Annotated in this window: 19 protein-coding genes and 1 pseudogene; 10 read left to right on the top strand and 10 right to left on the bottom strand. The window is 65.9% G+C overall.

The annotated features are described in order from the left end of the window. Positions 1–86: 86 nt before the first annotated feature. The gene (locus tag AUL34_RS14055; RefSeq protein WP_061934850.1) at positions 87–1103 is read left to right on the top strand and encodes a murein L,D-transpeptidase family protein; all 1017 of its coding nucleotides are present in this window, start codon (positions 87–89) and stop codon (positions 1101–1103) included. A 64-nt stretch (positions 1104–1167) separates the two neighbouring features. Here the strand turns inward: AUL34_RS14055 and mntR are convergent, their stop codons facing one another. Continuing rightward, complete coding sequence (gene mntR / locus AUL34_RS14050; RefSeq protein WP_061934848.1) at positions 1168–1596, bottom strand: manganese-binding transcriptional regulator MntR; 429 nt, start codon at positions 1594–1596, stop codon at positions 1168–1170. 117 nt (positions 1597–1713) lie between these two features. On the opposite strand from mntR, the gene AUL34_RS14045 reads away from it, so the two are divergent. The 3 genes from AUL34_RS14045 to AUL34_RS14035 all read left to right on the top strand — a co-directional run bounded on the left by AUL34_RS14045 (position 1714) and on the right by AUL34_RS14035 (position 4332). Continuing rightward, positions 1714–3069 carry an Nramp family divalent metal transporter gene (locus AUL34_RS14045; RefSeq protein ID WP_061934846.1) on the top strand — a complete coding sequence of 452 codons (1356 nt, stop codon included), beginning with the start codon at positions 1714–1716 and terminating at the stop codon, positions 3067–3069. A gap of 97 nt (positions 3070–3166) precedes the next feature. Next, a complete protein-coding gene (locus AUL34_RS14040) occupies positions 3167–3490 on the top strand; it encodes a hypothetical protein (RefSeq protein WP_061934844.1) in 324 nt (107 codons plus the stop codon). An 86-nt stretch (positions 3491–3576) separates the two neighbouring features. Next, entirely contained in the window at positions 3577–4332 is a 756-nt protein-coding gene (locus AUL34_RS14035) for a DsbA family protein (protein ID WP_061934843.1), read from the top strand. 354 nt (positions 4333–4686) lie between these two features. On the opposite strand, the gene AUL34_RS14030 is transcribed toward AUL34_RS14035, so the two are convergent. The 7 genes and pseudogenes from AUL34_RS14030 to AUL34_RS14000 form a co-directional block, all read right to left on the bottom strand. Beyond that, a complete protein-coding gene (locus AUL34_RS14030) occupies positions 4687–6579 on the bottom strand; it encodes an ATP-dependent RecD-like DNA helicase (protein WP_090672816.1) in 1893 nt (630 codons plus the stop codon). Then, positions 6576–6977: a hypothetical protein gene (locus AUL34_RS14025; protein ID WP_061934839.1), complete on the bottom strand. Its 402-nt coding sequence runs from the start codon at positions 6975–6977 to the stop codon at positions 6576–6578. The genes AUL34_RS14030 and AUL34_RS14025 overlap by 4 nt, the downstream gene beginning before the upstream one ends. Further along, entirely contained in the window at positions 6974–7378 is a 405-nt protein-coding gene (locus AUL34_RS14020) for a hypothetical protein (RefSeq protein WP_061934837.1), read from the bottom strand. Before AUL34_RS14020 ends, AUL34_RS14025 begins: the two co-directional genes overlap by 4 nt. A gap of 46 nt (positions 7379–7424) precedes the next feature. Next, positions 7425–9464 carry a hypothetical protein gene (locus tag AUL34_RS14015; protein ID WP_139183986.1) on the bottom strand — a complete coding sequence of 680 codons (2040 nt, stop codon included), beginning with the start codon at positions 9462–9464 and terminating at the stop codon, positions 7425–7427. Then, a complete protein-coding gene (locus AUL34_RS14010; RefSeq protein WP_139224543.1) occupies positions 9457–11013 on the bottom strand; it encodes a hypothetical protein in 1557 nt (518 codons plus the stop codon). Before AUL34_RS14010 ends, AUL34_RS14015 begins: the two co-directional genes overlap by 8 nt. Then, positions 11006–12391, bottom strand: coding sequence for a site-specific integrase (locus tag AUL34_RS14005; protein ID WP_082653378.1), 1386 nt, complete (start codon positions 12389–12391; stop codon positions 11006–11008). Before AUL34_RS14005 ends, AUL34_RS14010 begins: the two co-directional genes overlap by 8 nt. Positions 12392–12501: 110 nt before the next feature. Beyond that, a pseudogene (locus AUL34_RS14000) lies at positions 12502–12930 on the bottom strand (DNA polymerase IV); the annotation flags it as partial. 421 nt (positions 12931–13351) lie between these two features. Between AUL34_RS14000 and AUL34_RS13995 the strand changes: the two are divergent. The 4 genes from AUL34_RS13995 (at position 13352) to AUL34_RS13980 (ending at position 20890) form a co-directional block, all read left to right on the top strand. Beyond that, positions 13352–13537: a DUF3606 domain-containing protein gene (locus AUL34_RS13995; protein WP_061934830.1), complete on the top strand. Its 186-nt coding sequence runs from the start codon at positions 13352–13354 to the stop codon at positions 13535–13537. Between the two features lie 116 nt (positions 13538–13653). Further along, positions 13654–14526 (top strand): Ku protein, encoded by an 873-nt coding sequence (locus AUL34_RS13990; protein WP_061934964.1) that lies wholly within the window; start codon positions 13654–13656, stop codon positions 14524–14526. A gap of 15 nt (positions 14527–14541) precedes the next feature. After that, entirely contained in the window at positions 14542–17082 is a 2541-nt protein-coding gene (gene ligD, locus AUL34_RS13985) for a DNA ligase D (RefSeq protein ID WP_061934828.1), read from the top strand. Positions 17083–17536: 454 nt separating this feature from the next. Next, entirely contained in the window at positions 17537–20890 is a 3354-nt protein-coding gene (locus AUL34_RS13980; protein ID WP_082653376.1) for an EAL domain-containing protein, read from the top strand. Positions 20891–21008: 118 nt separating this feature from the next. Here AUL34_RS13980 and AUL34_RS13975 read toward each other — a convergent pair whose 3' ends face one another. Then, positions 21009–21368: a helix-turn-helix domain-containing protein gene (locus tag AUL34_RS13975; RefSeq protein ID WP_061934824.1), complete on the bottom strand. Its 360-nt coding sequence runs from the start codon at positions 21366–21368 to the stop codon at positions 21009–21011. 732 nt (positions 21369–22100) lie between these two features. Between AUL34_RS13975 and AUL34_RS13970 the strand changes: the two genes are divergently transcribed. Together AUL34_RS13970 and AUL34_RS13965 are read left to right on the top strand one after the other, a co-directional pair. Continuing rightward, complete coding sequence (locus AUL34_RS13970) at positions 22101–23789, top strand: MHYT domain-containing protein (RefSeq protein ID WP_061934822.1); 1689 nt, start codon at positions 22101–22103, stop codon at positions 23787–23789. A 213-nt stretch (positions 23790–24002) separates the two neighbouring features. Then, the gene (locus AUL34_RS13965) at positions 24003–25025 is read left to right on the top strand and encodes an SDR family oxidoreductase (protein ID WP_061934821.1); all 1023 of its coding nucleotides are present in this window, start codon (positions 24003–24005) and stop codon (positions 25023–25025) included. A 135-nt stretch (positions 25026–25160) separates the two neighbouring features. Here AUL34_RS13965 and ald read toward each other — a convergent pair whose 3' ends face one another. Then, positions 25161–26276 carry an alanine dehydrogenase gene (gene ald / locus AUL34_RS13960; RefSeq protein ID WP_061934819.1) on the bottom strand — a complete coding sequence of 372 codons (1116 nt, stop codon included), beginning with the start codon at positions 26274–26276 and terminating at the stop codon, positions 25161–25163. Between the last annotated feature and the right edge of the window lie 8 nt (positions 26277–26284).

The following is a 26284-nucleotide window of genomic DNA, read 5'->3' as shown; positions in this document are numbered from 1 at the left end:
CGACGGTTGCGGCCCCGGGTCATCCCCGCGACAGCCCGGCCGTCGATGATGGACGGAGACCCGCCACGACCAACCCTCGGAACGAGATGCACCTTCCCGCACGACGCCGCGCCCGCACCGCCACGCGACGAGCAGCGCTGGCCGTCGCCCTTCTCGGTCTCGCGTCCATGGGCGGCTGCATGTCGGTGTCGGATGAGACCTACAAGGACCTCGTGCCCACGGCCTACGCCGAGGCGAAGGCCCGTCCGCCAGGCTCGATCCTGGTGCGCATCTTCAAGGAGGAGAGCGAACTCGAGGTCTGGAAGCTCGGCGCGGACGGTCGCTACGCCCCGCACAAGACCCATCCGCTCTGCCGATGGTCCGGAAAGCTCGGTCCCAAGAAGACGAACGGCGACCGCCAGGCGCCCGAGGGCTTCTACCGGGTCACCCGGGCGCTGATGAACCCGAACTCGAAGTACCACCGCTCCTTCAACCTCGGTTACCCCAACCCGCTCGAGAAGTCGCTCGGCTACACGGGCGACTCGCTGATGGTGCACGGGGCCTGCTCGTCGTCCGGGTGCTTCGCGATGACCGACGAGGGCGTCGGCGAGGTCTACGCCGACGCGGAGAGGGCTTTCGCGCTCGGCCAGGGCGACTTCCAGGTTCAGTCCTTCCCATTCCGGATGACCGCCGAGCAGATGGCGCGCCACCGGAGCGACCCGAACATTGCGTTCTGGCGCAACCTGAAGCTCGGGTACGACATCTTCGAGGTGACGCGGAGGGAGCCCGAGGTCGCTGCCTGCGGCGGGCGTTACGTGTTCGACGCGCGGCGCAAGGACCGCCAGCCGATCGATCCGGCGGCCTCTTGCCCGCCGCTCGAGACGCGCGTCGCGCCCGAGGTGGCCGCCAAGCGCGAGAGGGACGACAGGTTGCTCCAGTCCCTGTTGTCCGAGGGCCGGGCGGGCATGCCGATGTCCTACGTCGACGGCGGGATGCACCCGCGGTATCGCGACATGCTCAAGCGGCTCGGGACGAAGGGCCTCTCCGTCGAGACGTCGATGGACGCCGTGCCCGTCAGCCGGCCCGAAGCGCTGGCCGAGGATCCGGCGGACGCGGAGCGCTGAGGCGGCAAGGCCCGGGCGGCCCCGCGCCGTCGCTCCGGATCGGACGTCCCGCCGTGCGTAACCCTCAGCGCGTCAGGAACCTGCGGAAGGCGTCGAGCGTGTCCTTCCCGACATGGTGCTCGATCCCCTCGGCATCCATCTCCGCCGACGCGGGCGCCACGCCGATCGCCTTCAGGAAGTCGACGACCAGGCGGTGCCGCGCCCTGACCCGTTCGGCGAGTTCCTTGCCCTCTGCCGTCAGGAAGATTGCCCGGTACGGCTCGGAGCTGACCAGACCGTCCCGGGCTAGCCGCTGCACGGTACGGGCGACAGTGCCGGGGGAGACGCCGAAGCGCTCGGCGAGGTCGGCCGCCCTTGCCTCGCCGCGCTCCGCGATCAGGTCGTCGATCATCTCGACGTAGTCCTCCGACAGCTCCGACTGGTTGGCCTTGCGCACGCGCGCGAACCGCGCCGCCGTCGTTGCCGCATCCGTTCCGTCGATCCCGCCCGTCATCCGCCGTCCTCCGTCTCCCTCATCTAGCGGAAATCGGCTCCGGGCACAAAGTTTGCTACTGGACAAACCATGTGCTGAGGAACAACTCTACGCGATCTCGGAGTGGGGCGCGGAACGATGTCTGGTTCGAACGAATGCACGGACGAGGCGGGGTGGAAGCGGGACCGCGGGGACGGATCGCTCCTCGACGTGCACCGCACCGTCCGCGTCGACCGCAACGCGCCGCCATGGCGCAAGGCGGCGGCCTTCCTCGGTCCGGGCTACCTCGTTGCCGTCGGCTACATGGATCCCGGCAACTGGGCGACGTCGATCGCCGGGGGCTCGGCCTTCGGCTACACCCTGCTCTTCGTCGCGCTCCTGTCGAACGTCATGGCGATCGTGTTGCAGTCGCTCTGCGCGCGCCTGGCGATCGCGTCGGGTCGTGACCTCGCACAGGCCTGCCGCGACGCATACCCGGGCTACGTCGCGCTGCCGCTCTGGTTCCTCGCCGAGATCGCCATCGTCGCCACCGACATCGCGGAGGTCATCGGCACCGCCATCGGCCTCAACCTCCTGTTCGGGATCCCGCTCGAGATCGGCGTCCTGATCACCGCCGTCGACGTGTTCCTGATCCTATGGCTCCAGCGGCTCGGCTTCCGATGGGTCGAGGCGCTGATCGTGACGCTGCTCGGCGTCATCGCGGTGTGCTTCGCCGTCCAGATCGCCATGGTCGACCCGAACTGGGGCGACGTGATCCGCGGGTTCGCCCCGACCACCGAGATCGTGTCGAACCCCGAGATGCTGTACCTCGCGCTCGGAATCCTCGGGGCCACCGTGATGCCCCACAACCTCTATCTCCATTCGGGCATCGTGCAGACGCGCGCCTACGGGACGACCCTGCCGGAGAAGCACCAGGCGCTGCGCTTCGCCACGATCGACTCCACCGTCGCGCTCTGCTTCGCGCTCCTCGTCAACGCGTCGATACTGATCCTGGCGGCCGGGGCCTTCCACACAACGGGACGGACCGGGATCGCCGAGCTCGGCGAGGCGCACAGCCTGCTCGCGCCGATCCTCGGGGCCGCCGTCGCGCCGACCCTGTTCGGCGTCGCGCTCCTGTGCTGCGGCATCAACTCCACCGTCACGGCGACGCTGGCCGGGCAGATCGTGATGGAGGGCTTCCTCGACATCCGGCTCGCGCCCTGGCTCCGGCGCCTGATCACCCGGATCATCGCCATCGTCCCAGCGGCCTCGGTGACGATCTGGTTCGGCGAGAGCGGCACCGCCCGCCTCCTGATCCTCACGCAGGTCGTCCTCAGCCTCCAGCTCTCGTTCGCGGTGTTCCCGCTGGTCATGTTCACGATGGATCGTCGCAAGATGGGCGAGCTCGTGGCTCCGCGCTGGCTGGCCGGCGTGGCGTTGGCGATCGCCGTGGCCATCGCGCTCCTGAACGTGAAGTTGCTCTTCGACTTCGTCCTGGGCGCCCGGTCGCATTGACCCGTCGCGTCGTCCCGGGCTGCCGGAACCCCTCGTGCTTGCCGGACTGCGGCATCGCCGCGGTTGACGCGGGGGTCCGAGCGGGGATCATGGGCGCATGAAGTTCGCCGCGCTCGCGCTCGTCCTGCTGGCCTCCCTGTTCGCCTCCCTCGCCCACGGGGCGGCGACGGTGCCCGGCTGCGCCGAGACCGTGGTGGTCGGGGTCGGGACGGACACCGGCGATGCCGCGCCCGCCGACGGCACGGACGGCAACGACATGCCGGACGACGTGCACTGCGGCTTCGGGCTGGTAGGGAACGTCCATCCGGAGATTGGCTCGCCCTGGTTCTCGGCCGCGCGCATCGGCACCGTTCCGGCCGATCTCCTGCTCGGGCGCGACCGCATGCCCGACGAGCGCCCCCCGGACCGGACGCGGACCTGAACCCGGCCCTTTCGGCCAACCAGTCCCCGTTTCCGTTTCCCGCGCCGCCGCCCGAGGGCCGCCCGCGCGCATAGAGGACCATTCCCATGACCCGATCCATCCGCGGCGCCCGTCGGCGCGCGCACCGATCCCTTGCGCCCGCCCTCTGCCTCGTCCTCCTCGCGCTCGCGGGATGCTCGGACGAGACGACGTCACCCGCTGCGGCGGTGGGCGAGGCCCCGGCGGCGCCGACTGCGGTGGCAGCGCCGTCCGCGCCATCCCCGTCCACACCCGCTCCCGAAGCCGACGGCGAGGTCGACGTCGCCGCGCTGATGTCCGGCCAAGTGCTGCCCGACGTGGTGATCGGACGCACGGACGCGCCGATCACCATCGTCGAGTATGCCTCGATGACCTGCGACCACTGCGCGGCCTTCCACGCCAACACCTACCCGACGCTGAAGCGGGACTACCTTGACACGGGCAAGGCCAAGCTGATCGTCCGCGAGTTCCCGTTCGACCCGCGCGCGGTCGCCGCCTCCATGCTGGCGCGCTGCACGCCTGGCGAGAACGGGCGCACGGCGATGGTCGACGCCCTGTTCGCGCAATCCGAGAGCTGGGCGCACGCGGACGACGCGGCGAACAGGCTTCTGTCGATCGCGCGCATCGCGGGCTTCACGGAGGAAAGCTTTAGGGCATGCCTGTCCGACGCCGACCTCCAGGCGAAGGTCGTGGCGACGAAGGACAGGGGCGCGAGCGAGTTCGGTGTCGATTCAACGCCGACCTTTTTCATCGACGGCAAGAAGTACCGCGGGGCGCTTCCGCCCGAGCAGTTCGCGGCGATCCTCGACGCCGCGGCAAAGTAAGGCTCCTCCCGCGAAATGCTTGCCGACGCAGTGCTGGACGCTCTTGTGCATGAAGCGGCCGGGACGCGTCGGCGGGCTCCTGCTAAAGCTTGTCCCGACGCGTGTCTTGAAGGCTGGACGGCATCCGGTCGTTCACTACCGGGCCGCCGATCGACTCCGGCGCCGCCGCTGCGAGGTGCTGGGCACGGGGACGGGCGGACGCGGCCCGGTCCGGCTACGGCGCTATGGGGAGCGCGCCGGACCGGGCCGCGTCCGCCCTGAGGGTATTCTGGAACAGCGCGAATGCTGGCAGGACCGTGGATCCAGGGTCCTGGCTCCGCGCGATCATCCGCCCATTTGACGAGGCGAGATCCATCAGACGGCAAGCGCGACGTCGCGCGCAAGCGAACTCGGCTGCTGTGTCACCACACGGTGCAGGTGCCCGAGGTCGCCGACCAAGACCACGCGTCGCTCGGCTCGGGTCAGCGCCGTGTAGAGGAGAGCCCGATCGAAAAGACGGCTGGAACTCAACGGCACGATGATCGTGCCCCACTGCGACCCTTGCGCCTTGTGCGTGCTGATAGCGTAGGCGAGGTCGATCCGGCCGGACAGGTCGGCAGCCAAGAGGTCGAAGGTCCGACCGTCGAGCCGGACAGTAAGGCGGTCTTCCTTCACGACGAGGACATGCCCCATGGTTCCGTTCCAAAGGCCGCGCTCGTGGTCGTTCTTCGTCCAGATGACCGGGTCCCCCTCGGCGAAGCGCGCGAGCCGCAAGCGGCCATGCGCGTTGTAGCGGTGGAAGTACGTGTTGATCGCGTCGATCCCGGCGGGACCGGCATAGGTCGCTCCCACGACCTGCACTTCCTCGTCGCGGAGGTCGTCGCGGATCCGCTCGATTTCGTCGATGACGCTTTCCGGCCCGCATCCGACGACGCTGCACCCTGTGCGACCGTCCCTGTAAGTCGGTAGCTCGGGCAACCTGCCTTCGCGTACGGCTCTGGACACCGCCGGGATTCCCGTCGCCTCGTCGGCCCGCATGATGCGGGTCAACTCGACACGCGGGATCCGGGGGCTGGAAACCAGACGGTGCAAGGTGAGGCCGTATCCGATCGGGGCGAGCTGGGCGACGTCCCCGACCAGCAGCAGCCTCGCATCCTCGTGCAGATGGAACAGGATGCGGTAGAGCGTGGGTAGGTCCAGCATGCTCGCTTCGTCGACGACGACGAGCGTGTGCGCTCCCGTTCCCGCGCGGCCTTTCGAGGCATCCCAGAGCCAAGAGGCGATCGTACGGGCCGCCCGGCCGGTCGCGTCCGCCACTCGCTGCGCGGCCCTCCCGGCGAGCGCGAGCTGGTGTACGTGGAATCCGAATTGCTCGGCGGCCTCGTTTATGGCGCGGAGCGTCGTGGTTTTGCCGACCCCCGCGCCCCCGACGAGGATCGCGAACCGATGGTTCAACGCCATCGTCACCGCGTCTGCCTGCTCGCTCGTCAGTCGCTGGGAGGCGAGACTGTTGTAACGTTCGAGGAAGGTCGACATCGCAACCGGCGTGGGTCGGCTCGCCAGCAGGTCCCTCGCTTGTCCGTCATCGGCCAGCGCCGCACGGATGCGGGTCTCGATGAACCGCTCGGCGTAGGCGGCCCCCGCAGGCTGGTAGCCACCCGGACAAGGGATGGCCGCGCCGTCGTCCACCGCGATGGTCACGGCGCGTTCCGCATCCGCAGGCGTCGCGCCGAGGAGCGTGCATGCATGGCGGACGAGCTTCTCCAGGGACGTGACCGTGTGTTTCCCGTCGAGCCGCTCGTAGAGCGCCGCCTCCACCGCCCCGACCTGCCGTCGTCGGTCGTCCAGTCGGACCCCGAGTCGCATCGCGGCCTGATCCACTTCTCTCCAGGCGCAGAGCGTCAACAGGCGGTAGGGGTTCTCTTGGAGCTTGGCGATGGCTTCGTCGCCCCACAGCTCCACGGCCTTTCGGGCGTAACGGATGCCGATGCCGTGCCGGTCGAAGAACGCGACCGCCTCGGTGACGGCCCTCTGGTTCCGCCATGCATCGCAGACGATCTCGGCCTGTGTCCGCGGAAGGACCTTCGTCAGGCGCTCGACACTGCCTTCGGCGAGGATGTCGTGGAGGCTTTCCCCGAAGGCATCCCACATCCGCCGGGCCGTCGCGGGGCCCACGCCGACGAACTCCGGTCGTCCCGCCAGGAACCGGATAAGATGCTGGCCGCGCGGCAGCTCCGTTCCCCATGCCGCCCCAGGGGAGGAACTCACGGGATCACCCTCCGCCCCGACGACGCCACGTGGTCCACGATGGCCTCGTAGCGGCGCAAGCGCCGCCTCAACTCATGGTTCTCGCTGCGGGCGGCGGCGAGCTGTTGCTCGAGACGCATGATCCTGGACTTGTCCCCGCTGTCCCGCGGCTCCGGCTCCTCCGCCTGCGGCACGTCGATGCCGAGGTCCGCGACGGCCTCTTCCAGGGTGCGGGCGAAGCGGGAGTTCTGCTGGAAAACCTCCCGCGCGAAGCCGCAAGCCCTAGCGACGGCAGTCTTGTTGACCTTGCCGAGACGCCCGGGGAGTTTCAGGCCGGCCGCGCGGAGCCGCTCCACGAACTCGACCAGCTTGGCATGGTTCTCTTCGCTCACTTCGAGGAACGACTTCTGCGCCATCATCGGTTCTCGGAGCGCTTGATCTGTACCAGTGGCTGATCCAGGAAGGCTTCGTCGAGGCCGCGCGAGCCGGCGTTCACCGCCCAACGGGCGAACTTCTCCAACAGGGCATCGTTCACGGCCGTCAGCTCGGCGACCTTCCTTTCCAGCCTGCTGATCTTCTTCTGCGTCCTGCTCGGTCCCTTTGGTTTTGGTGCCGGGGTCGCATCCCCGCTTGGTGCTAGGTTGGGCTTCTTGACGTACGCCTTGTAGGCAGACTTGATCTGAAGGTAGTTGTTGAGCGACGCCCGCCTGTAGCTTGCGCCGGTCTCGCGCGCGACCGCTTCGCAGAGCGCCTCCCACGTGAGGCGCCCCGTCCATCCGTCGATCAGGGCAACGATGCGGGTGATGCGCTCCGGGGTCATGGGAGGCGCGCGGGGACGGCGGGCAGGGGGCTTCCTGCGTACGCCCCTAGGCACCGGCCGTCCCTGCACCGATCCCCTGCATGCCGCCGACGTTCCCCCGCAGCAGGACGCCCGTGACCACCTCGTTGTCGTGCATGGCCTGTTCGACCAAAGAGTAACGGCCGGACTTGGCGAGCCGGATCACCGAACCGTCCGGCACGGTCGGGTCGGACAGGATGCCGTACAACTGCTCGAGGCGCTCGATCGTCTCGCGATGAGCGCGGACCCAGTCGTCCGCACCCTCGTACTCTTTTGCCAGCGCCGCCTCCGCTTCAGCGAGGCTTCGCCGAGCGCGCTCGAGGGCGAACTCCACCCTTTCCAGGTGTCGCGGATCGTGACCCTTGACGCATGTGTGCTTGGTGCAGTGCAGGCACTGCATGAACATCATGCAAGGGGACGAGGCGAAGTCGTGCCCGCAGAAGCCGATGTCTGTCGCATGCCCGTGCCCGGCGCGAGCCGCAGCCTCATTCCTCGCCACCGGTGGGTTCACCCTCACCGCGGTACCCGCGATCGTTGCGACCTCCTTGTCCCTACGGCGCTTCGCTTGAAGCATCTCCTCGGGCGTACGGTGATCGTAGGGTTCGTTCTGCCGGCGGTCCAAGCGGCCGCTCCAGGCCGCGATTTCCGCCTCAGTCAGGCCGCCCCGCTGTGCCACCGTGTTGAGCCAATGTCTCAGTTGGTGTGTCTTCAGGACGATCGGATTTTCGGGCGTTGACAGTCCAAGGCGCGCGAAGACGCCGTCGGGCTTGTGAAAACTATTCATGATGTTGCCATAGGAAACGGGGGCAATCATGCAGCGCCATCGTCCGCGTCCGCGGTCGGCAAATTCCTGACGGCGCACCACCATCAGCGCTTCGCTGTAGCGGAGACCCGTTTGCTTGTCGAAGATCGGGAAGCCATGCGGCAACTCGGACAAGATGGCGCTTTCGACGTCCGAGAAGCGGAACGCATAGATCCTTTGTCCCGCTGAGGACCGCATCCCCTTGATCGGCTCGAGCTTCCGGTCGGTTGCCCAGTCTCGTCCGTTGCCAGCTTCGTTGAAGCCGATGATACGTGCGATGTCGGCCCCGGAGAGGTCCTTGCCCCGCAGGTGGACGCAGTCGTCCGGCAGATAGAGACGATCGGGATGATGCTCATACCAAGCCGCGATGCGTCGTGCTTCGGCCGTATGCTTGTTCAGCCGCGCGAGCGCTTCCTTGGCGACATCGGCCATCACGGCGGGGATGCCCTTTGCGAAGTCGTGGTGGCCCTTCGAGCCCGCCCATTGCAGCATGTAACCCTCGTCGCCATCCGTCAGGGGCTTGATCTCGCAGTCGTGGTGGAGTGCGAAGATCTCGTTTATGCGGCTTGGGGCGCACGCCAGCAGCGCCATCACCGACGTGGCGATCACATCACGAGGTTCGGTTGCCTTACGGAAACTTCGTGGAAGCGCTTGCAGCGCCTCATCTGAAGGCATCAGTGCCTCACGGCGCTCGTCTCTCGAGCGGTTGTTGTACAATTCCCACGCTTGGCCGTGCTTCCAGTCGATCGGGGCGTTCGCGGCGAGATTGTTTTCTCTCAGGAACTCCGAAACTGGCGTCAAAAGAACGCCGATGCTCGCTGAATAGTTGCCTGGTCTCCTTGCGGCAGCAAGTTGGACAGCATGGTCGAGCAAATGGGCATCTACCGAGCCCAGGTCCGGCGTCACCCCTTTGTCGAGGAACGCCGCGAGCAACGCCCTGAACGCACGTATCTCATTCAGAGGAGGAGCTTTCGACGGATTTCGACCTGCATGGTAGCGGATGTAGGCCTTCACCTGGCTCGCGAACGGCTCCGGCATTATGGGACCCAGCCGGCCCAGCCGGGGAGTGTTCTCGGTGAAGTTCAGGAAGTGCTCATGGCACTTGCCTCGCTGATGGTAAAAGCGCGTAACGTTCCAAGAAAAAGATTCGAATTCGAGATCGGAGCCGAACACGGCGAGTTCGTCGCGGCAAAAGCGTACGAACTCCTCCATGTTCGCCAAGGCGGCGAGATGGGCCTTCGGGACAAACGGGATGACTTCAGCCATTTCGGTCGCCTTCCAGCGATGCCGCCCTTGCTCGGCATTGGCGGACCACTTCGGCACACGCGACGATCGTGTCGTCAAGTGTGACGGCGACGGCCATGGATCCGTCCTCGGCCATCTGCCTGCGCCTCCCGAGAAGCCAGTCGAGGATCTCTTCGTGAGGTCCGTCCAGCCATGGGTGGAACAGTCGGCACGTGTAGCAGGCAATTGGCTTCCCAAGGCCGCAGAAGCCGTGCTTCCCGCAGCCACCCAGGGCCACGGGCCCTTCGCCCTCGTCGACGGATCCGAGGATATGCCGCTCGATGCCTTGCCCGACGTCGTTTCCACGCGCCGCAAGGGTTCCAGCAAAGCGCTGCGCCATGGGTGCCAGCAAGATGGCAAGCTTCTTGTCGAGGCGCTGGAGAAGATCGGAACGAACCTCGATGTAACTCTGTGCAGCGGTACGTGACGTGTGGTCGAGGATCACCATGATCTCGTCCAGGGATTTGCCCTCTTGTGCCGCACGGGTGCCGACCGTGCGTCGCGCCCGCGTGGCGTTCACGTTGATCGCCTCTCCGGTTCGTTCGGAATTCACGCCCAGTCCCTCCATCACGTTGATGATCCTCATCGCGATGGAAGCTGGCGTCGGGCGGGCAGGGGTTGTCCCACCGTCGAAGAATGTACTGCTCACGTGCACGGCCGGGAACAAGGGTGCCTCGTTGGGGTCAGCCATTCCGCAGAGCCTTGCCTTCTCGCGAACCAACAGGGATTGCGCCTCAATGATCATGCCGATCTCTTCGATGAGGGGGCGTTCGGTGAACTGTGTCCGGTATCGTGCGCCCCTTTGCTTCGCACGGGGGATCGCCAGAACGTACGTTTTCCCCGCAGGCCCCATCGTGACCTTCAGATCGCCGACCGTCAGGCCGGCAATCTGAACAGGCCTGGGCCCGATCGCTCCGCTGAGAAGGCAGAGGCCGTAGTTGTCGATAGCGATTTCGCCCGCGGCGAAAGCCGCGTGGAGAGCCTTATAAAGCCCGTCATACTCAAGGTTCGTGTACGCACCTTGGATCGGGCACCGCATCCGGACCGCAAGCGCTCGCTTCCTTGAACTTTTCGGCATGTCGGTGGCGGTGACGAAGGCTTCCCTTGAAACAGCCGGGATGCCGAGGCGCGCCCACACTCGTACAATGTCGTTGGCCTCGGTCGCACGGTAGCGTTGGTCCTCTTCGAACGAAGCGGAGTAATTCATCAGGTGGGCGGATGAGATTGCAACTGCGTCCGTGTCGTAGGTCGCGATGTGAAGGAGCAGTCCTCGGACCAACTGGTAATTCGAATACACCGACCTCGGGTTCTCGCTGCGAAGTCGTGCTGTGACGAACCCTTTGAATCCGGTCTTCAGCGCGTGGGCGACGCCGAGGTCGCCGAAGTGGAAGTTCAGCCGACCAATGTCGGTAACGATCGGCCAATGATCGTCGCCGGGACGGTAGACATAGCCATCGCGGGTCTCGGCTTGGTCGGGAAGCTCGTAAGGTGACTCGACGTCTGGCATCTTGCCGAAGGGTGTTTTACGCACCGATCACCTCCCCGAGCCAAGCCCTGTCGTCCTGCAACGCCTTGGTCGCCCGTTCCATGTCCTGCATGCGTTGCCGGATCGCGGACCCGTGCTTCATCAACCGGCGCTGCATGTCCCTACTGTGTTCGTCGGCTTTGACCTTCGTCCGGCGCTTCAAGTAGTGGCCCGGCATCTTGGACGTTCGGGACCACCCCATCAGCAAGCGGCGTTCACGGACTTCTTCTTCGGCGCTCAACTTGATTGCGTCGGCGTAGGCGGAGAAGTCCTCGTTCCACTGATGCCGGAGGACGTGAGCGCTCACAGGGCCGACATCCGGATGCTTTTCCCGAAGCAGCGCGAACAATCCCGTGATTGCGCTTTCCGAAAGGGCCTTGCCGTCTTGCGCGACGAAGAGGAAGCCGTGCTTGCGCGCAGCCTCGATCCGGTTGCGGGCTTCGAGGTACTCCTCCCCGAGCTCGGTCAAGCCCTCGTCCAAGGGGGCGAGGCGCTCCGATGTCTTAGCGTTCGGCTGCCTACGTCTACGGTCGCGCTTGTCGTCATGACGGCGTTTGATCTCGCAAAAGGCTTGACCCCGGTTGAAGTCCTTGATCCTGAGGCCGAGCAGCTCGCCCCGTCGCATCCCGGTGGCGAGGAGCCAGCGCACGATCACCCAGTTCCGCAGACGCACGAACGGATCGATCCAAGGATTGTCCAGGCTGTCCGGGTGGGTGACCGCGAGAAGGCGGATCCGCTCTTCGGGCTCTAGGCTCGTGCGGTCCGCGTCGGTAACTGACGGCAACCGCTCCTCAATCTGTTCGACCACTTCCAGAAGCCTCGCCCCGTATTCCCGCATCCTCGCGGACGCCTCGTCGGCACTTACGGCCCCTGTGGGGAGACGGGGTCTCTGTCGTTCTCCGAGCCACTTCAGGTAGCTTGCGGCGTAGTGCAGTCTGATCATTGCGGTGGCGGGAATGACCACTTGCGCCCGAGTGGTCGACGGAAGCCTTCGATGCAGTCTTGCGACGGAGCGACGGCGCTTCTGCGCAGTTGCAGCCACGGGGACCACCTTCGATACCCCCCGTAGCCGGGTGAACGGTTTCGAGGCGTCCGATGCGAGGGCATCCAGTTCTCCGACCTCGAAGAACGCGCCGCTCCTGATGCGTTCGGCCAGGTCGATGCCGTGTCGCCAGCAGAACAGGTGGATGAGCATTGCCCCGCGGAGGGCTTGCTCCACGGTGGAAGCGCTCCTCCTGCGATACTTCGTGAGCGACCAGACCGTCGGGTCAAACAGGGGGATGCCGTCGCCCGTGACGAGCATCGGGCACCGCTCGCCATTCGGAAAGACGACCAGTGTGACCTTTAGTTCGGCAATGCCTTCGGGTTTCAGCAGATGCTTCATAGGGCGGACGCAGTTACCCTAGGGAAGAAACCCTGTCAAACGCGCATTTTGCAATGTTTTACAGCAGCTTGCCCCTAATTGTTGACAAAACTGCCTGAAGGTGTGCGTTAGAACTTGTTGTACGAGACGCCGGCCGAGGCGGTCAGGCCGGTCACTTCGCGAATGCGCCGCCGGATGGCCTCCGCGATGGCGGTGGCGGACGAGATGCCCTGCTTGTTCTCAGTCACGTCGAGATACGCTTCGTCGAGCGACAGCGGCTCGATGATGTCGGTGTGCTCCGCGAAGATCTCGCGGATCTGCAGGGACACGGATTTGTAGACGTCGAACCGCGGCTTCACGAACACGAGGTCGGGACATCGACGCTTGGCGGTCACGGATGGCATGGCCGAGCGCACGCCGAAGGCGCGGGCCTCGTAGCTGGCCGCCGCCACGACCCCGCGCTGCGAGGAACCGCCGACCGCCACCGGCAGGCCGCGCAATGCCGGGTCATCGCGTTGCTCGACGGAAGCGTAGAACGCGTCCATGTCCACGTGGATGATCTTGCGGGGTCTAGGAGGCGCCGCAGGGTCGGCAGGGTCGTCCGTTCCGGAAGGATGATCGACCGAATGGGAAGTCGTCACGACACGTCTCCGTCTGCGTCAGTCCTGCCCCGCAGCGTTCGCGCCTCCCGCTCGAAGCCAAGCCGAACGAATCCGTTCAAGGCAGCACTGACGTCAGAACAGAACACGAACAGTCTGGAAAGTCGAGCCGCGGAACCGCGGCGGATCCCTCGACATCCGGTCTCACGTCGCCGCTCAATGGGACGGTACGTCCGTCGAAGCTCGGGACGTGGGTGCCCCGCGCCATAGGTGACCAATCCCTTCGCCGCAACTTCAGCTTTCTCCCAGCGTTGATGGTTCGATGTCCCGGCGGAGCGAGCGTCCGCGGACGATGCGAAACCCGATCGTTGGAGGAAGCAGCATGTCGAAGGAGCAGACACCACGCGGCCGCGCGCAGGACCGGGCCCGGGTCGCAGGCGGGCAGGACCATGAGGTCCGCTACGAAGCCGGCAAGGAGGGCGTGTCGAAGGACGAGGTTCGAGACGCCGTGAAGGAAGTCGGCAACAGTCGCCGCAAGGTCGAAGATCGGTTGAAGGATGGCGGCTGACGACCAGCATATCTCGGCGTTCGTTCGTTGCCCGGCACTGGTTCCGGCCGACCATGTTCGGGAACGGCGGGGAAAATACCGCGTTGGGGTCCGTGCGTTTGTTCGGAGTTCCCGCCATGGCTCGGCGTCCCATCTGGAAGGGGCAGATCCGTCTCTCCCTCGTGTCCATCCCGGTCGAAATCTTCCCGGCGACGTCGTCGTCGGGCACGGTGAGCTTCCACCAGATCGACCGGAAGAGCGGGAAGCGCATCCATTACGAGAAGGTCGTCGAGGGCCATGGTCCGGTGTCGGCCGAGGATATCGTGCGCGGCTTCGAGGTGAAGAAGGACCAGTACGTCATCCTCACCGACGATGAGCTCGACGCGGTCAAGCTCGAAACCAAGAAGACGCTCGAACTTGTGCAGTTCGTCGACGCGAACGAGATCCCGCCGCTCTACTTCGACAAGCCGCATTATGTCGTACCGCAGGACGAACTCGCCGAGGATGCCTTCCGCGTGCTGCGCGACGCGCTCAAGGAGGGCGGCAAGACCGGGCTCGGTCAGCTGACCATGCGCGGCAAGGAGTATCTCGTGGCGGTCCGTCCCTACGGCACCGGCCTTCTTCTGGAGACGCTGCACTACGCGGAAGAGATCCGAAAGGCCGACGAGCTGTTCGAGGATATCGCGAAGGGCGAGACGGACGACGATCTCCTGTCGGTCGCGCAGGAACTGATCGAGCGCAAGACCCACCCGTTCAAGGCTGGGGCCTTCAAGAACCACTATCTGGCGGCCGTGCGGGCGCTGGTCGAGGAGAAGCGGCGCAAGCACGGCGAGGTCGAGATCGAGGACGAGCCGGAGGCTGCGCCCAAAGGCGACGCGAAGTCCAATGTCGTCGACCTCATGGCGAGCCTGAAGAAGAGCCTCGAGCGAAGCCGCGATGAAGGTGGCCGAGCGCCCGCGCGCAAGTCCGGCGCGAAGACCAAGGCGTCCCCGAAGCGCAAGCGGGCTTGAGGTGGGGCGCTTCGGATGGCGAGCCGGGCCGACACTCTCCTCCAGAGCTATCGCCAGAAGCGCGACTTCTCACGCACCAAGGAGCCCGAGGACGGTGGCACCCTGGGCGAGCGACTGCGCTTCGTGGTGCAGAAGCACGATGCAAGGCGCCTTCATTACGATTTCCGCATCGAGTGGGAAGGCGTCCTCAAGAGCTGGGCGGTAACGCGAGGCCCCAGTCTCGACCCGGCCGACAAGCGGCTGGCGGTGCGCGTCGAGGACCATCCGCTCGACTACGGAACCTTCGAGGGGACGATCCCCGCCGGCGAATACGGTGGCGGCACGGTGATGCTGTGGGATCGGGGGTGGTGGGAGCCCGAGGGGGAGCCGAGCGAGGGGCTGGAACGCGGCAGCCTCAAGATGAAGCTGCACGGCGAGAAGATGCACGGCCGCTGGGCGCTGGTGCGTATGAAGGGACGGGAGCGAAGCGGCCGCGAAAACTGGCTCCTGATCAAGGAGCGCGACGAAGAGGCAAAGCCCGGCGAGGACATACTGGCCCTTGACCGCAGCGTTTCCACCGGACGCAGCCTGGACGAGATCACGGCGGGAGCGCCGGCACGGGGGAAGGCTCGCAAGACGTCCTCGCCCGCGAAGGGGCGACTCGGCGCGAAGCCCTCTCGGCGCAAGCGGGCGGCGGGTACGGACGAGTTGCCGGCGTTCCGACCCGTCCAACTCGCCCTCCTGACCGGTGCCGCACCCGACGGAGACGACTGGCTGCACGAGGTGAAGTACGACGGGTACCGCGTGCAGATCGCTATCGGCGCCGGTACCGTTCGCTTCTCCACCCGCACCGGGCAGGATTGGACCGACCGTTTTGCAAGCCTGAAGGATGCCGCTCTAGCACTACCGTGCCGGAGTGCCGTGATCGACGGCGAGGTCGTGGCGTTCGACGCGGCGGGACGGGCGGACTTCTCGACCCTTCAGAGGGCTCTGTCCGACGCAACGCCGCTGTCCTGCTTCTGCTTCGATCTTCTCGAACTCGACGGGAACGACCTTGCGGGCGAGCCGCTGATCGAGCGCAAGGCGCTTCTGAAAACGCTCCTTGAAGCCGGCGGCGAGGGACGGCTTCTCTATAGCGAGCATGTGCGCGGCAACGGTCCGGCCGTGTACCAGGGGATCTGCCGCGCGGGCCAGGAGGGGATCGTCTCCAAGCGGGTCGACGCTGGTTACGTCGGCGCACGGAACGGGGACTGGCGAAAGATCAAATGCACGCGGCGGCAGGAGTTCGTCATCGGGGGCTGGTCACCGTCCGACAGACCGGGGCGGCCCTTTTCCTCGGTCCTCGTCGGCGTCCGTGAAGGCGATCGCCTCGTCTATCGCGGACGCGTCGGCTCCGGCTTCGATGCCGCGGCACTGGCGGAACTCGCCAAGCGCTTCGAGACCCTCTCGGTCGCGAAGCCCACCTTTTCCGAACTGCCGAAGCCTGTCGCCAAGGGCGCCCGATTCGTGCGGCCCGAACTCGTCGCCGAGGTCGATTTCGCCGAGCTGACGGCCGAGGGGCAGATCCGCCATGGCGTGTTCAAGGGCTTGCGCGGCGACAAGCCGGCTCGGGACGTGGTGGATGAACGGCCGGCCGAAGACGGTTCGCAAGAAGCACCGGCGGTCTCCGATCCGAAGACCGGCGCGATCGAGGTCGCCGGGGTGAAGGTCACCCATCCCGGCCGGGTCGTCTACCGCGAGGGCGGTGTGACCAAGGGCGATCTTGCGCGCTATTATGATCACGTTGCCGAGCGCATGCTGGTCCACGCGCGAAACCGCCCGCTGACACTGAAACGATGCCCGTCCGGAATGGCGCGGCCGTGCTTCTTCCAGAAACATGTCGGGGAGGGTTTCCCCGAGGCGATGGGGACGGTCGAACTGACCGAGAGCGGCGGCGAGCCGGCGCGCTACATGAGCCTTCGCGACGCGTCGAGCGTGGTGTCCGCGGTGCAGATGGGCGCGCTGGAGTTCCACATATGGGGATCGCGCAACGACGCGATCGAAACGCCTGATCGCCTGGTCTTCGATCTCGATCCCGATCCTTCCGTTGATTTCCAGGCGGTGCGCGAGGCGGCTGAGCTCGTGCGCGGTGCCTTGAAGGCGCTGGGCCTCCGGTCGTTTCCGATGGTGACGGGCGGCAAGGGGATCCATGTCGTCGCGCCGCTCGTCCCGAAGGCGGGATTCGACGACGTCGCCCGGTTCGCCAAGGGCCTCGCCTTGCGGATAGCCGCGAGCGATCCGTCCCACTTCGTCGCCACGATGTCGAAGCAGAAGCGGCGGGGGAAGATCTTCATCGACTGGCTGCGCAACGAGCGGGGTCAGACGGCCGTCGCGCCTTACTCGACCCGCGCCAGAGCGGGAGCACCTGTCGCCATGCCGGTGTCGTGGCAGGAGCTTTCGAGCCTGACGGCCGCCAACAGCTTCACCCCGCGCGACGCGCTCGAACGCCTTACCGAACCCGATCCTTGGACTGGGTACGACCGCGCACGCAAACCAATCGGTCAGTCCATGATCGAAGCCGTTGAAGATCGGCATTGAGTCTAACCGGTTCGGCTGCGCATCTGAAAACAGAAGCCACCGCGACGTCCGTCGTCCGACCCCTGCGGGGGGGTGGGAAACGTAACCGTTTTTTCAATGGAATCGCGTAAACCCGACAGAACCACGAGTTATGTAGGCCACGGCGTCAGCTTTGGCTGACCGGGGATACGACCGATGCGCGACCTGGAATTCGGCATCCCGCAGATATCCGCGGTTCCCCTGGCCCCGCGAGCGCATGGCACCGCCGCCTTCGGCGCTTCTGACGTCGCCGACGCAACTGTCCCGCTCAACACGAGGCGGATGAACATAGCGCGACGCGGCTCTCGGCCGGGACCCCCACAAGCTGCGATCCGCCATCGTTGCCGCTGAAACCACGTTGGACAGACTCCGACCCATCGTCCCATTCAAGCCTAGCGCCGCCGGCACATCCTTCAGCGCATCGAGAGTAGATGCCATGCATAGACAAGACTTGCCGAACGCCATCGAACGAAAACGGCTGGAAGCGCTGGAGACACTCGGCGTCGTCGAGATGGGCGAGACCTCCTCCCTCAACCGCATCTGCGAACTGGCCCGGCAAGTGATCGGCACGCCGGTCTCCTATGTCTCCCTCATCGACAGGGACACGCAGTGGCTCAAGGCACGATCGGGCGCCGACCTCGTGTCCACGCCGCGCGAACAAGCGTTTTGCGATCACACCATTCGGGACGACGGTTTGCTGGTCGTCTCCGATGCCCTGGAGGATGATAGGTTCAGGAACAATCCGCTTGTGGCGGGAAGCCCGCACATCCGGTTCTATGCGGGAGCGCCGCTGGTCACCGAGCCGGGCGTGCGGTTGGGCTCGCTCTGCGTCGTCGATACCGTGCCGCGGACGCTGACACCCGAACAGTCGGCATTGCTGTCGCGTCTGGCGGAGGCGGCGACCGACGAATTGCGGCGGAACAAATCCGATCTCGACGCCGCGGCAAATCGCACCGCTCTTCTCCGGCTTGCGCAGGAGAACGAGATCGTCGGCGAAGATCGCGATCGCCACGGGCTTCTCCTGTCGCATGCCGAGGCAGCGGTGACGTCGGGCAGCTGGGAGCTCGATCTCGCGACAGGCCGACTGACCTGGTCCGACGGGATGTACCGGCTGCTGGGGCTGGCGCCCGGGACGGAGGAAGATTTAGCCGCCCTGTTTCGACACTACGTTGTGGCTGACGACCTTCCCCTTCTCGATGAAGCGGAGGCGGCGCTCGCAAAGGCGAGGCAGTTCTCGCTGGAAATCCGGATCATCGACGCCACTGGCCGCCTTCGTCACCTCGCCAGCCGGGGAGACCCGATCGGTGGTGAAACGGGTAGTCCGGAGCGTATGGTCGGCATCCTGTTCGACGTGACCGACACCAAGGTCGTCGAGGCCGCCCTTCGCGAGAGCGAGAACAACTACCGTCACGCCGTCGAACTCAGCCCGCATATTCCGTGGATCGCCGATTCACAGGGCCAGATCGTCGAGGCAGGGCCGCGATGGCTGGCGCTTACCGGCATGACGGAAGCACAGGCACTCGGTCATGGTTGGATCGAGGCGCTTCATCCGGACGATCTTCCCCGGGCATTGGAGACCTGGGAGCGGGCCTTGGCTTCCGCAAGCGTTCTCGACATCGAGTATCGCGTGCGAACCGCATCCGGTTCGTTCCGATGGTCCCGATCGCACGCCCGCCCGCGGCTCGATGAGGCGGGGCGCGTGGTGCGCTGGTATGGCACGTTGGAAGACATCCACGAGCGCAAGCTTGCGGAAGAAGCGCTTCGCAGCAGCGAAGCGTTCGCCCGGAGTGTGCTGGACAGCAGCCCGGATTTCCTCCTCGTGCTCGACGTCCATGGGGTCATCCGCACGATGGGGCGTGCTGCTCGCGAGCATGTCGGCCCGCGAAGGGCGGAACGTATGCTGGGTGGTCGCTGGGACGCCGGGTGGCCCCGCAAGAGCCAGCCTGTCGTTCGGTCGGCCATATGCTCCGCAGCCCGTGGGAACGGCAGCCGCTTCACCGTTGCCACGCCGGACAGGAAAGGGGGGGAGATCTGGTGGGACGTTTCGGTGGATCCCGTGCGGGATGCCTATGGGGACGTCACGCATCTTCTGACGATCTCGCGCGACGTCACCGAGCAATGGCGCATGCGCGAGGAGGTCGAAGCAGGACGCAAGCATCTCGAGATGGTGCTCGACAGCACGGTCGACTGCGTGCTCGTCCTCGATCGCGACTGGCGGATCACATACCTGAACGAAAGCGGGGAACAGTTCATATCGCAGACGAGCGCCGGTGGTGTCGGCGACGTTCTGTGGGACCTTTATCCCGAGGAAGTCGACGGCAAGTTCTATCAAGGGTATCGCGAGGCTCTGGAAACCGGCCGGACGGTGCGGTTCGAGGCGTTCCTTCCGGCGCAGGAAACCTGGATCGAGGTGAGCGCCTGTCCGTGGCGCGGTGGCCTTTCCGTTTTCTTCCGCGATGTGACCGAGGCTTGGCAGGCGCGCGAGCGGCTGGATCATCTCGCCCACCACGATCCGCTGACCGGGCTTGCCAACCGCAGCGGTTTCAACCGCGCGCTCGAAGCGGCTTTTGCTCAAGCGAACGGACGCGAGGTGGCGATCTATCTCCTCGATCTCGACCTCTTCAAGGACATCAACGACACGCTGGGTCATCACGTCGGCGACGCCCTGCTGAGGGACGTTGCCGATCGCCTCCGCGACGAAGTCGACGGCGGCGCTGTTCTCGCTCGCCTGGGGGGCGATGAGTTCGCGGCGATCCAGATTCTGCCTGCGGGTGAGCCGGCGCTGGATCTGCCGCAACGCATGTTGGCCCGGTTTGCGGAACCGTTCATCATCGATGCCGACGTGATCAGGCTGGGATGCAGTGCGGGCGTGGCCTCGTCGCCCACGACGGACCTGTTGCCGGATGAGCTGTTTCGCTTCGCGGACATCGCGCTCTATCGCGCCAAGGAGACAGGTGGAGGTCTGAGGCTGTTCGAAGGATCGATGCTCGATCGGATCCGTGTGCGCCAGGCCTTGAAGACCGATCTTGCGTCCGCTCTGGAGCGAGATGAACTCGAGATCGCCTTCCAGCCTTTGCTCGAGCTCGGCTCGTCCCGGATCGACTGCGCCGAGGCACTGCTGCGCTGGCGGCACCCGCAGCGAGGTCTGATCTCGCCCGTCGACTTCATTCCGCTGGCCGAAGAAACGGGGTTGATCGTTCCGATCGGCGACTGGGTCCTGGAGACGGCTTGCCGGCAGGCCGTTCTCTGGTCGGCGGATATATCCGTGGCGGTGAACGTTTCCGCCGTCCAGTTCCGCAGCGAGGGCCTTCCGATGAGGGTTGCGGGCGCGTTGGCCCGCTCCGGCCTCGATCCACGCCGGCTCGAGCTGGAGATCACGGAATCGGTGCTGCTTCAGGACAGCGAGCACAACATGCGGATCCTCCACGCGCTGAAGGACCTGGGCGTGCGGATCGCACTCGACGACTTCGGGACCGGCTATTCGTCCCTGTCCTACCTCCGGCTGTTTCCCTTCGACAAGCTCAAGCTCGACCGCAGTTTCGTCGGGGACATCGGCCGCTCGTCGCAGTCGGAAGCGATCATCCGCGCGGCGGGCGAGATGGGCCGCGCCCTGTCGATGACGACCACGGCGGAAGGTGTCGAGACGGCGGAGCAGCTCGAATGGTTGCGGCTCAATGGCTGGACGCAGGCCCAGGGGTACCTGATCGGGCGTCCCATGGACGTTTCCGCGCTATCCAGATTGATGGAATCTACGGGAGCGCAAAGCGCCGACGACCCTTGCTATGCCTGAGAGGCGTCGGGTGGCGGAGAACCGTCCGAGCTCGGTAAGTACGTCGCGCTGCTTTCTCGGCAGGGCCTGAGAGGCGAAACGATGCGGTTCGCGGGCGGGGCGGACCTGGCGCCGTTCCTCAGCGCACGTTCTTATCCAGCGCTTCGATGAGTTCCATGAGACGCTTGCGGACGGCGATGTCGTCGACGCGCGACAAAGCAGATCCCAGATCGAAATTGGCCGACGCCGGCGACATCGATCCGCGCTTCGGCTCGCCGCACCCGAGACCCATGAAGAACTGCATGATGTCGACGTCGAGAACCTGCGAAAGGCGGAACAGCATGGACACGCTGATACGGTTCTGGCCCGTCTCGTATTTTCTGAGCTGCTGGTAGCTCACGCCGAGCGCCTTCGCCAAACCCTGCGCGGTCATCCCCCGGCTGTCGCGGGCTTTCCGGAGACGATCGCCGATCCGCTTTTCCATCGCTTCGTGTGCCATTCGACCTCACCTCGAGCAAAGCCAGATTGCGCGCGCGATACCCGAACGCAAGTTAACATTCTGTATACTGGTATGTATCCAACTGGTCCGTAAGGACTGCCGGTGGTTCCTGTTCGTTGCTCCACGTGCTGGCCACGAACCGCCAAGGGCCGGATAATGGATGGAAAGGGAACTGCGGATCCGTTTCCTCGGCCGCTTCTCGGCTGGTGGTCGGTGGATGTGGCATCGGGTTCGTCGTCCCAGGCGACACGGTGTGCGAACATTTCAACGCCGATCCGGCAGTGGTGCAGTGGGGGAGCGCGGCGCATACAGGTCTCGATGGAAACCGACGTCCCCTTTTTCGCGCGTTACCACACGGAAAGGGATTTCCATGGCGTGCCCGCGGTTTCCGCCCGGCTCGATGTCGCCGTGCTCGGGAAGCTGATCGAGGCCGTGATGCTGGAAGCTGGCTATCCCCTGGCGGATCGGTCGAGGGATGATGGGTGACCTCCGTGGTCGGCATGTGGGGCCCGCAGTGCCAAGTGACGGGATTGCCCTTGGTTCAGCGACCAAGCGCCATACGTGGCTTGGGGCAAGACTGGCGAAGCAACCGCCTCGCGATGCCGACATGCCGAGACGTCGATCGAAGTGCGTCGTGGACGGTTCCGTTCGGCGGCGGCATAGCGTACCTATTCGGCCCAACCCGATCGCTCACGTAGGACCGGCGATCGCCCCGGAAGAACGCAAGCTCGAATGGTCCATCACCACCACAGTCCCGTCTTCGTCATCCTGTCGCTCGTCGTAGCCGTTCTGGGATCCTGGACGGCCCTCGACCTCTTCGATCGTGTGTCGGGCAATTTCGGCAGAGCGCGGTCGATCTGGCTCGTCGTGGCGGCCCTGGCGATGGGGCTCAGCATCTGGTCGATGCACTTTGTGGCGATGCTCGGGTTCGATCCGGGCTCGGCCGTCAGCTACGACCCGGTGCTGACCGTGGCCTCACTGGCTCTGGCCATCGGCGCCACAGGTATCGCGTTCCGTGTGGCCGCTTCCGAGCAGGCCGACAAGAGGCGTGTCGGTGCAGCCGGCATCCTGATGGGCGCTGGGATCTGCGCCATGCATTACGTCGGGATGGCAGCGCTTCGGACCGCTGCGTCTCTGGGCTACGATCCGACTCTCGTCATTCTCTCACTCCTCGTCGCCATCGGCGCTTCGGTCACGGCACTGTTCGTGGCGCGCAGCGAAAGGCGCGGTTGGTCCCGTGTCGCGGCGGCCGGGCTTCTGGGTCTCGCCATCGTCGGCATGCATTACACCGCGATGGCCGCCCTCCGACTCGTGCCGATCCAGGGAACGCTCACGGCGCATTCCGGTGCGATGCCGTACCCGCTAGCCTTCGGGGTGGCGGGGACGACGGTGCTGATCCTGTTTCTGGCGCTCATGGCCTCGCTTCACGACAAGCGGGTCAACATCATCGCCGCCCTCGACGCGGGCGGGGTCGGCTACTGGGAGCTCGATCTTCGGAACTGGCGGTTGCACATATCGCCCCGGGGAAAGGCCGTGGTGGGACTGTCCGAGGACGAGACCCTGACCTACGCCGAGGTCCTGGAGAGGATCGCCCCCGTCAACCGCGACGAAGTCGATGCACGCCTGCGGGACGCGATCCTGACCGGAGCGGACTATGACGTCGAATTCCAGCTCGCGGGAGACGGTCGCTGGCTGAACGCGCGGGGCAGGGCGATTGCACGGGGCGGCGGAGGCCGGATGCGCATGGTCGGCGTGGTCATCGACGTCACCGATCGGCGCGAGGCGATGAACCGAATCCTTGCGAGCGAAAGGCGGCAGCGGCTGCTCGTGGACGAACTGAACCATCGCGTGAAGAACACGCTCGCCACGGTCCAGTCGATCTCGCTGCACACCGCAAGAGCCGCAGCCTCGACCGAAGCCTTTCATCGCAGTTTCGAAGGCAGGCTGATGGCCTTGTCGGCGACCCACAATGTCCTGGCGCAACATGGCTGGGAAGGCGCGGGTCTCTTAGAAATCCTGGGTCATGAACTCGCGGGGCTTCCGCCTGAGCGTGTGACCCTGTCGGGTGGCGACGTGGCACTCGGCGTCCGACAGGCATTGGCGCTGGGCATGGTGATGCACGAACTGGCCGCAAATGCCCTGCGGCATGGGGCGTTGCGCCAGCCAGACGGGCGCGTTTCGGTATCCTGGGCTCTTGAGGAAAGCCAAAGCTCGCACGCGCTCGTCCTCGAATGGCGGGAGATCGGCGTCCTGACGGACTTCGCTGCGGGTCAGGCGGGGTTCGGCTCGCGCCTCATCAGGCGCGGCATCGAGGGAGAGCTCGAGGGGGAGGTCGCGATGGTCCACGGACCGGACGGCCTGGTGTGGCGGATGATGGTGCCGATCACGCAGGACCGTGGCCTCTTTCGTCTGGAAGCGTGACAGCCTCGCACTGACCGAGGCTTCCCGTTGCGGGAAGCATCCTGTTCGGCGCCAATGGCCGACCGAAGGCTGGAATCGGAAGGCCGCCGCAGCGCGAGATCAGTGGACGGCTTTGTAACCAAACGTTTCGCTCCCGCTCGAAATGGATCGAACCGCAAACCCGAAGGTTGACGGACCGAGGCTCCGTCAGGGGGCGAGGAGGCATCCGGAACCATGAAGCACAAACCCCTTCGCGACCAGGTTCTGGTCGTGACCGGAGCCACGAGCGGCAACGGGCTGGCGATCACGGAGGAGGCCGTCCGACGCGGCGCGGCGGTGGTGGCGGTGGCCCGGGAGGCCGGTGCCCTCGAGCGGCTTCAGGAACGGCTAGGGCGTGGTGCGGAAGGCGGACGCGTCGCGATCGTGGTGGCCGACGTGGCCGACGAGACCTCGGCCGAGCGCATCCTCGCGACCGCCATCGACGCCTTCGGGGGCGTCGATAGCTGGGTGAACAATGCAGGCACGGGGACGTACGGCACTCTGGAGCAAGTGCCCGTTGCGGATCATCGTCGGATTTTCGACGTGAACTACTTCGGCGTGCTCTTCGGCTCCCTCGCGGCCGCGCGGCACTTTCGCACGCGCGGGGGTGGTGCCATCGTCAACGTCGGTTCGATGCTGTCCGACCGGGCGATCGTCCAGCAGGGACCCTACAGCGCGACCAAGCACGCCGTGCAGGCGCTGACCGACACCTTGCGCATGGAGCTTGAGCGCGAGGGCGCAAACATCTCGGTGACGCTGATCAAGCCGGCGGCCATCGACACGCCGTTTCCCGAGCATGCGCGCAACTACATGGATGCACCACCGCGGCTGCCGCCGCCGCTCTACCATCCGAGCGTGGTGGCGGACGCGGTGCTGTTCGCGTGCGAGCATCCCCGTCGACGCCTCTATGCCGGCGGCTTCGGGCCGTTCGGATCCGCCATGTCGCTTCTGGCGCCGCGCATCACGGACCGCATGATGGAGCTCATCGGAACTCGAATGCAGCAGAAGCCTGGGGACCCGGGCGACCCCGCGCGGCGAGACAACCTCTTCGAGCCACGCGCCGATGGAGCCCTTCGCGGCAGCCAGAACGTCGTGGCGCGTCGAATGAGCTTGGCCCTTCAGGCGCAGAAATTCCCGGGCATCTCGATCGGCCTCGCTGTGCTTGCCTTCGGGACCGTGCTGACGCAACTGTCACGTCGCCGGCGTCGCTGGCGCTGACTAACGGCTGCGTCAGCGCGATCCGTTTCGGATCGCGAGGCGAATGCGCTCTACGAGAAAGGCCGTCATCGGCGCGCCGAAGCATCAGGGCGTTAGGCGCTGCAGAAATCCGACGATCCCTCGAACCCGAGTGGCTCAGCCTCCGAGGACGCTGTCTGCGTCCACCGCTTCGATGCCGTGCGCCTCGCCCACGGGCGCGCAGGTTATCTTGCCCTGGCAGACGTTGAGACCGGCGCGCAGGTGCGGATCGTCCCGCAGCGCCTGCTTCCAGCCCTTGTCCGCTAAGGCCACGATGAAGGGCAGCGTCACGTTGCCGAGCGCAAACGTCGAGGTGCGGGCGACCGCGCCGGGCATGTTGGCGACGCAGTAGTGGACGACGCCGTCCACGACATAGGTCGGGTCGGCATGCGTGGTGGCCCGCGAGGTCTCGACGCAGCCGCCCTGGTCGATCGCGACGTCGACGATGACGCTGCCGGGTTTCATGCCCGCGACCATCTCGCGGGTCACGAGCTTCGGGGCCGCCGCACCGGGGATGAGCACGGTGCCGATGACGAGGTCGGCGTCGCGCACCAGTTCCTCGATCGCCGAGCGCGTGGAGAACTGCGTACGGATGGAGGCGCCGAACTGGGTCGACAAACGCTTCAACGTCTCCGGCGAGCGATCGACCACGGTGACATGCGCGCCCATGCCCACGGCAATGGTCGCCGCGTGCGTGCCCGAGACGCCGCCACCAAGGACGACGACATTGGCCGCCGGAACTCCGGGAACGCCACCGAGGAGCACGCCGCGTCCGCCCTGCGCCTTCTCCAGCGAGTGCGCGCCGACCTGCGGCGCGAGCCGACCGGCGACCTCCGACATCGGGACCAGGAGCGGCAGGGAACCCGTGGCCGAAGTCACCGTCTCGTAGGCGATGCAGACGGCGCCGGACGCCATCAGGTCGCGTGTCTGCTGGAGATCCGGGGCGAGGTGAAGGTAAGTGAACAGGATCTGCCCCGGACGCAGGCGTTTGCGCTCGTCGGCCAGCGGCTCCTTCACCTTGACGATCATGTCGGCGGCAAACACCTCGTCGGGGCTCGTGGCGATCCTCGCGCCAGCGGCGAGGTAGCTGGCGTCGTCGAGCCCGATCCCGTCGCCGGCTCCGGTTTCGACGACGACCTCGTGGCCCCGGTGCGTAAGCTCCGACACCGCGCCGGGCGTCATCCCGACGCGGAACTCGTTGTTCTTGATCTCCTTCGGTACGCCGACGCGCATGCCCGTTC

This window comes from Aureimonas sp. AU22, assembly GCF_001463745.1.
Lineage (GTDB): Bacteria > Pseudomonadota > Alphaproteobacteria > Rhizobiales > Rhizobiaceae > Aureimonas.
The sequence above is the reverse complement of the archived record's forward strand: the minus strand, read 5'-3'. Positions and strand labels throughout refer to the sequence as shown.